Here is a 6,095-nt window from a genome sequence, read left to right as displayed (position 1 = left end):
GCCGCCGAGCAGTGCCAGGGAAGCGCTGGCGAGGACGATACGGCGGGTCGGGAAACGCTCGAACATGGGAATTCTCCATTCGGAATTAATAAGGGTTTGTGAGCTGCCCCGCGGAATAGGCCGGGGAAATCCTTTGGCCTGCTGTTCTCCGGCCGGGTTTCCCCGGTGAGGGCGTACTTCAAATAAACTCTGTGGGGGAGTGTGCGTCACGCCCCTTGAATACGTGGCTTGACGCCGAGGGGCGATCTTGATAGAAGCCCATGATTCAGCCCGGCGTCCTCTGGGTGCGCCCCTCAGCCCCGGGCGGCGTACCCCGCCACCGCCTCCCGAGGCCAGCAGTGCTCTTCTCGGTGCATCTCGGAATCCGGGGCTGCGCCATGGACGGCCCGGCCCGGGGCTGGGACCGCAATCGCACGTACGTGCGGTAAACCGGCTTGCCGGGATCTCCCGGGTACTCGCCCCACTCCTGCCCCATGACGGGCTCAGCCTGGTGGCCACCGATCCGGCGACCGGGCTCGGCCTCGGAAGCTTCAGTTTCTGGCACGAGTACGAGCCCTCGCTGGTCACCGATCTGGTCATGCACCGCTACGGGGGCGGCGATCCGTGCCGGCCGGCCGCGCTCGCCGGGCTGGCCACCCCGGCCGTCGTCGTCGGCCCGCCGGGCGAGGGCCCGGTCGACCCGCGCGTGAACGAGATCCTCACCGCGTACGGGGCGGGCTCCGAGCTGCGGCTGCTCCTCCGGGACAAGCACGGCGTGTGGGGCGCGCTCGGACTGCTGCGCTGCGCCGGCGCCTGCCCGTTCGGCCAGAACGACATCCGGCGGGCAGCCCGCCTCGGACCGGCACTGGTCGCCGCCGTACGCCGTTACGCGACCGCCGGCCCGCTCTTCGCCGCGGCCCCCGCTCTCCCCGCCGGAGTGGTCACAGTCGGCCCCGATCACACGATCAAGGCGGTCAGCCCCCAAGCGCGGGACTGGCTGGACCAGCTGTCCTCGCGGAGCGGGCACGCGTTTCCGGCCTGGGTGCCCGACGCGTTCCTCGTCGCCCTGTCCCTCGCCGCGCGGTCCCGTGCATGGGACACGGACGCCTGGGTCCCGCTGGTGTGCGCCCCTCCGGTCGTGTGCGGGCGGTGGATGGCATTCCACGGCCAGCCTCTCGATGCGGACGCCGCCGGAGATGTCGCCCTGGTCCTCCAAGGCGCGGCGGGAGACCTCGTAACGCCGTCGTTCTGCGCCTGGTAAGGCATCACACCCCGCGAGCGCGACACCCTCCGCGAACTGCGCACGGGCGCGGCCGTCAGACAGATCGCACGGCACCTCGACCTGTCGCCGTACACGGTCAACGACCACCTCAAAGCCCTGTTCCGCAAAACCGGCGCCGACGGCCGCGACGAACTCATCGCCGCTCTGACCCGCTGATCCGCTGCCCCTTGATCCGCAGTTTGTACATCCCCAAATCCAGGGGGCCTCAGCGACACGGATTCAGCCCACGATGGGAAAGGAAACCGGAACATGCGCGGGCGGCTCGCACAGCGAGGCGAAGACATCTTCCCCGCCGAGCCGCCGACACACACGCACCGGACCTCATCGAAGGGAAACGAACATGACCCACACCAATCTCCGCGAGCCCGCGACCGGGCACACCGCAAGCGGCAGCGGCGGGAAGGCAGCGCCCGAGAAGGCGATCGCGCCCACGGGCGGAAGCGGGGGCGAGGCGCGCGCGGATCTGCAACAGGTCTTCTACTACTACAACCTCCGGGGCCACGGCGTTTTCGAAGCGGTTCTGGAAGCGCCCGGCGCAGGAGCCTTCACCGGCGTGTTCGCCAGCATCGCCGAGGTCTACCCCGTCACCGACAAGCCCTTCATGGGAGGCGCGGTCATGACGGTGCACAACGTAGTCCCCCTGGACGAGGGCCGCGTGATCATCCGTGTGGACTCGGGCTGGCCGGAGGATCTCCCCGTCAGGGTCCAGCTCCAGTACTTCGCCTGAACCCACACACGTACATGGTGTAACCCAAGGGGGGCGCGGGACAACCGCGCCCCCGCCAGGAGCGCATCACGAGGGCTTCGTCGCCGAATAGGCCGTGACCGTGGCCTTGTTGTCGCACAGGGCGAAGATTCCGTCGTCGAGGGCGGTCTGGTGCGCACCCGCGCCCGGGACCCCGACGACGAGCGTGGGGAACGAGGCGGGCGTCGCGCCGGACTCGCAGTATCCGTCGGCCTCGCCCTGCACGTTGACGAAGGTGAGCTTGGTCCAGGCACGGGCACCCGGGGCCAGGGACACCGTGGCCGCCGAGCCGCTGTGGGTCGTGGCGAGCGGGACGTTCTTGTCGGGGGACCCGTTGCCCGCGCCCGCGACCGTGGGGAATCCCTGTAGCGTACAGGCGCTCTTCGAGGTGTTGGTGACGGCGACGACGGCGGCGCCGGTTCCCGTGCCAGGCGGCCGGACGGCAGCCTGGCGGGCCTCCGCGATCTTCACGTCGCCGCTCGTGCAGGGCTTTGCCTTACCACCGGGCACGGTGGGGGAGACCGAGACGGCAGGCTTCGCCTGCCCCGTGCCGCCGGAACTGCTGCCGCCCGCGGCGGCCCCGGGAGCCGGTGACTGCACGGACTGCGAAGGCCCGCCGGCCGCGCCGGACTCGCCGGACGGCGTGCAGCCCGTCATCAGGGCGGCGGCCGCGGCCACGACCACCAGTGCGGCCGCGGACCGTTGGACACCTGCTGTGTACTGCATGGGGAACCTCCCGAGGATCGCCACCGGTCCCGCACCGGCCCGCACGCCGACGGACACGGCGGAGCGCCCCGCAGGAGTTCCCGCGGGCACAGCGCTGTGCCGCTCCGGTGACACAACCATGACGTACCGGCCCCGCCGCCGCCCGGTGCCGCGCCCTCCCACAGGCGGCGGCTGTTCGGCTGGATGGTCGTGTGACCTCGACGGTTACAGTCGGCAGATGGAACTGCGGCAGCTGAGGTACTTCGTCACCGTCGCCGAAGAACTGCACTTCGGCCGGGCCGCCGACCGGCTGCACATCGTGCAGTCGGCGGTGAGCCAGCAAGTGCAGCGGCTGGAAAGGGAGCTGGGGGCCGATCTCTTCGACCGCTCGCCGCGCCACGTTCGGCTCACCGGCGCGGGGGAGCGCCTGCTGCCCGAGGCGCGGGCCGTGCTCGCCGCCGCCGAACGGGCCAGGGCCGCCGTCCGGGAGCAGGCCGGGCTGCGCCTCGGCACCAGCACCGGTCTCGGTGAATACCTGGACCGGGTGCTCGGCGACCTGGCCGTCCTCGCCCCCGACACCGCGGTCCAGCTGGTTTCGGCCCCGACTCGCGACCGCATCGAGCAGGTCGCGGACGGCCGGCTCGACGCCGCGTTCGTACGTTCCCTGGAGCCCGCCCCGGGCGTGCGGATCCTGCCCCTGTGGAAGGACCCCCTGGTAGCGGCCCTCCCGGCGACCCATCCCCTCGCCCGCGAGACGGAACTGGCCATCGCCGACCTGGCCGGCCTGCGACTCTGTATCACCGCCCGCCGAAACAACCCGGCCCTGGTCGACCTGGTCGTCGGAGCCTGCCACTCAGCCGGCTTCGAGCCGTTGCCCGGACCGGTCAGCGGATCGCTGCAGGACACCCTCGCCACCATCGGTGCCGGCTCCCTACCGATGTGGACCGTGGTGTACGCGGCCCACGCACGCGTGCTGGCCAGCCCCCGGGTCGCCTTCCGCCCCTTCCGTGGCGCCGGCCTGGCCCTGCCCATCGGCCTGGCCGTCCGCCGCGAGACCCCGCCCGCTGCTCTCGAGGTACTCCTGAAGGCGCTCCCAGCGCTCCCCAGCAGCAACGATCACGAGAGGTGATCGCTGCGGTCGCGGTCTGCTTCTTGGCCGGGCGGCACGCATCCGATGGACTGGGGTCACGCCGGTGAGCGACCCGGAAGGGCCGGGAAGCCGCCGCTGGCAAGGGAGTTCGGTCATGCCCATCGTCACCATTCAGCAGGGTCCCCGCGATGTCGAGCTGAAGCGCGAGCTCGTCAAGCGGGTCACGGACGCCTTCGTCGACGCGTACAAGATCCCGGCCGAGACCGTCCAGGTGTGGATCCACGAGGTCCCGGCGGACAGCTGGGGCGCGGCCGGCACGCTCATCGCCGACAAGTAGGACCGCCCGCGTCGGTGACCCCGACGGTCCGGTCGATGGCCGGCGGCCCGGAGCGGTTTCCTGCAGGACACCTCCGGCACGGTGCGCCACGCAGCGTGCCGGAGGTGTCCCGCCCGGACCGACCCTCGGCGGACCCTTCAGACTCCGGTCCCGGCGGTGTGCTCGGCTGTCCAGTCGTATTCCATCTGGAGGGCCGTGCGGCGGGCAAGCTGTCGGCCGAAGAGCCGGCCCACGATGTGCAAGCTGGCGTCGATGCCCGCGCTGATCCCCGCAGAGGTGACGATGTCGCCGTCGTCGACCCACCGGACGTCGGTGCGCACTCGGACGTCCGGCCAGCGCCGGGCCAGCTCGTCCTGGTCCTCCCAGTGGGTCGTGGCCGGGCGGCCGTCGAGAGCCCCGGTGGCGGCCAGCAGGAAGGCACCGGTGCAGATGCTGAACGTCAGCGCGGAGGTCCGTCGGCGCCGGGCGAGCCAGTCGATGACGTCCGTATCCGTCTCGACCGCCGTGGTGACGCCGCCGGGGATCACCAGCACGTCGAAGGGCGGATCCTCGTGGAGGGTGTGATCCGCCAAGACCTTCAGCCCGCCTCGGGCACGGATCGGCTCGTCGGTCGCCGCGACCGTCAGGACGCGCAGCAACGGCTCGTCGTCGGCGGTGCGGGCCAGTCGGCCGGCGGTGCTGAAGACCTCGAAGGGGCCTCCCACGTCGAGGACCTCGACCTCGTCGAACACGAGCATTCCGAACGTCAGCGGCGCAGCGGTGTCAGGTTTCATGCCGCAAGGTTCGGTTCTGGTGCGCGCGGCCCGACAGTGGCGGAAGCGGCATGCACCGCTAGAATCCCGCCATGCGTCGTCACCGGATCGCCTGTCTCGCCTTCGACGGGATGGCTCCGTTCGAACTCGCCACCGTCGCGGAGGTGTTCGCGGTCTCCCGGCCGGAGCTGGATGTGGACTGGTGGTACCGGTTCGAGTTGTGCGCCGAGACACCCGGACCACACCGGGTCGTGGGCGGCTTCGACATCGTGGTGCACCACGGCCTGGACCGGCTCCGGTACGCCGACACCGTCATCGTCCCGGGGGTCGCGGACGTGCGCCGCGACGTATCCCCGACAGTCCTGATCGCGCTGCGGGACGCGTACGCGCGAGGAGCGCGGGTTGTTTCCATCTGCAGCGGCGCGTTCGCCTTGGCGGCCGCGGGCCTGCTGGACGGCAAGGAGGCGACCACGCACTGGAGGCACGCCCGGCTGCTCCAGGAGCGCCATCCGGAGGTGCTGGTCAATGCGTCAGTGCTCTACGTCGACCACGGATCGGTCATCACCGCTGCAGGCACCGCCGCCGGCATCGACGCCTGCCTGCACCTCATCCGCAAGGACCATGGCGCCGACGTTGCCGCTCGCGTGGCCCGCCGCATGGTCGTGGCCGCACACCGTGAGGGCGGACAGACCCAGTTCGCGGAGCGTCCTGTGGGCGAAGCGCCGTCCGACGACCCGGTCGGCAACGCCATGCAGTACGCGTTGGACAACTTGCACCGGCGTCTCACCGTCGATGAACTGGCCGGCGTCGCGCACCTGTCGGCGCGGCAGTTCGAACGACGCTTCGTCGACGCGGCCGGTCTGCCACCGGGACGCTGGATCACGCACCAGCGCATCCGGGCCGGCGCCGTACTGCTGGAGTCCGCGGACCTTCCGATCGACGGAGTGGCCGGCCGTGTGGGCCTGACCGTGGCGGGCTTCCGACACCATTTCCGGGAAACGATGGGCGTCAGCCCCTCGACCTACCGGCGCCAGTTCCGGTGCTGACCGTACAGACCCGCGACTTCACGTTGCGTGCTGCCCGGACGTGTGCCGCGCAGCGGCTGCCGGCCCTGGGGGGGGGGGGAGGGGGGGGGAGGGGGGGGGGGGGGGGGGAGAAGGGGGGGGGGGGGGGGGGAAGACAACAAAGGTGGGGTGGGGGGGAGG

9 protein-coding genes are annotated in these 6,095 nt (G+C 71.3%); 6 read left to right on the top strand and 3 right to left on the bottom strand.

Features of this window, described 5'->3' with window-relative positions:
• The coding region (locus ACZ5WG_RS37415) for a hypothetical protein (protein ID WP_468729112.1) at positions 1-210 on the bottom strand (210 nt) is incomplete at its 3' end.
• Between the two features lie 280 nt (positions 211-490).
• Between ACZ5WG_RS37415 and ACZ5WG_RS37410 the strand changes: the two genes are divergently transcribed.
• The 3 genes from ACZ5WG_RS37410 to ACZ5WG_RS37400 all read left to right on the top strand — a co-directional run bounded on the left by ACZ5WG_RS37410 (position 491) and on the right by ACZ5WG_RS37400 (position 1,988).
• Positions 491-1,240, top strand: a complete 750-nt coding sequence (locus tag ACZ5WG_RS37410; RefSeq protein WP_468729111.1) for a hypothetical protein — start codon at positions 491-493, stop codon at positions 1,238-1,240.
• Positions 1,241-1,243: 3 nt separating this feature from the next.
• Positions 1,244-1,417, top strand: coding sequence for a response regulator transcription factor (locus ACZ5WG_RS37405; protein WP_468729122.1), 174 nt, complete (start codon positions 1,244-1,246; stop codon positions 1,415-1,417).
• A gap of 184 nt (positions 1,418-1,601) precedes the next feature.
• Positions 1,602-1,988 (top strand): hypothetical protein, encoded by a 387-nt coding sequence (locus tag ACZ5WG_RS37400; RefSeq protein WP_468729109.1) that lies wholly within the window; start codon positions 1,602-1,604, stop codon positions 1,986-1,988.
• Positions 1,989-2,054: 66 nt separating this feature from the next.
• On the opposite strand, the gene ACZ5WG_RS37395 is transcribed toward ACZ5WG_RS37400, so the two are convergent.
• A complete protein-coding gene (locus ACZ5WG_RS37395) occupies positions 2,055-2,732 on the bottom strand; it encodes a DUF4232 domain-containing protein (protein WP_468729108.1) in 678 nt (225 codons plus the stop codon).
• Between the two features lie 217 nt (positions 2,733-2,949).
• Here ACZ5WG_RS37395 and ACZ5WG_RS37390 point away from each other — a divergent pair, with 217 nt between their 5' ends.
• Both ACZ5WG_RS37390 and dmpI read left to right on the top strand, forming a co-directional pair.
• Positions 2,950-3,840, top strand: a complete 891-nt coding sequence (locus ACZ5WG_RS37390) for a LysR family transcriptional regulator (RefSeq protein ID WP_468729107.1) — start codon at positions 2,950-2,952, stop codon at positions 3,838-3,840.
• A 115-nt stretch (positions 3,841-3,955) separates the two neighbouring features.
• Positions 3,956-4,138, top strand: a complete 183-nt coding sequence (dmpI, locus tag ACZ5WG_RS37385) for a 4-oxalocrotonate tautomerase DmpI (protein WP_053690240.1) — start codon at positions 3,956-3,958, stop codon at positions 4,136-4,138.
• A gap of 137 nt (positions 4,139-4,275) precedes the next feature.
• Here the strand turns inward: dmpI and ACZ5WG_RS37380 are convergent, their stop codons facing one another.
• Entirely contained in the window at positions 4,276-4,911 is a 636-nt protein-coding gene (locus tag ACZ5WG_RS37380; RefSeq protein WP_468729105.1) for a DJ-1/PfpI family protein, read from the bottom strand.
• 71 nt (positions 4,912-4,982) lie between these two features.
• Here ACZ5WG_RS37380 and ACZ5WG_RS37375 point away from each other — a divergent pair, with 71 nt between their 5' ends.
• The gene (locus ACZ5WG_RS37375; RefSeq protein ID WP_468729103.1) at positions 4,983-5,936 is read left to right on the top strand and encodes a helix-turn-helix domain-containing protein; all 954 of its coding nucleotides are present in this window, start codon (positions 4,983-4,985) and stop codon (positions 5,934-5,936) included.
• Positions 5,937-6,095 lie beyond the last annotated feature (159 nt).

It is taken from the genome of Streptomyces sp. NPDC032745 (assembly GCF_055579465.1).
The sequence above is the reverse complement of the archived record's forward strand: the minus strand, read 5'-3'. Positions and strand labels throughout refer to the sequence as shown.

What these genes read in the sequence shown, in the direction of transcription:
- ACZ5WG_RS37390 (WP_468729107.1), top strand. Translation starts at nt 2,950, where the DNA reads ATGGAACTGCGGCAGCTGAGGTACTTCGTCACCGTCGCCGAAGAACTG.
- ACZ5WG_RS37395 (WP_468729108.1), bottom strand. Translation starts at nt 2,732, where the DNA reads ATGCAGTACACAGCAGGTGTCCAACGGTCCGCGGCCGCACTGGTGGTC.
- dmpI (WP_053690240.1), top strand. Translation starts at nt 3,956, where the DNA reads ATGCCCATCGTCACCATTCAGCAGGGTCCCCGCGATGTCGAGCTGAAG.
- ACZ5WG_RS37400 (WP_468729109.1), top strand. Translation starts at nt 1,602, where the DNA reads ATGACCCACACCAATCTCCGCGAGCCCGCGACCGGGCACACCGCAAGC.
- ACZ5WG_RS37380 (WP_468729105.1), bottom strand. Translation starts at nt 4,911, where the DNA reads ATGAAACCTGACACCGCTGCGCCGCTGACGTTCGGAATGCTCGTGTTC.
- ACZ5WG_RS37375 (WP_468729103.1), top strand. Translation starts at nt 4,983, where the DNA reads ATGCGTCGTCACCGGATCGCCTGTCTCGCCTTCGACGGGATGGCTCCG.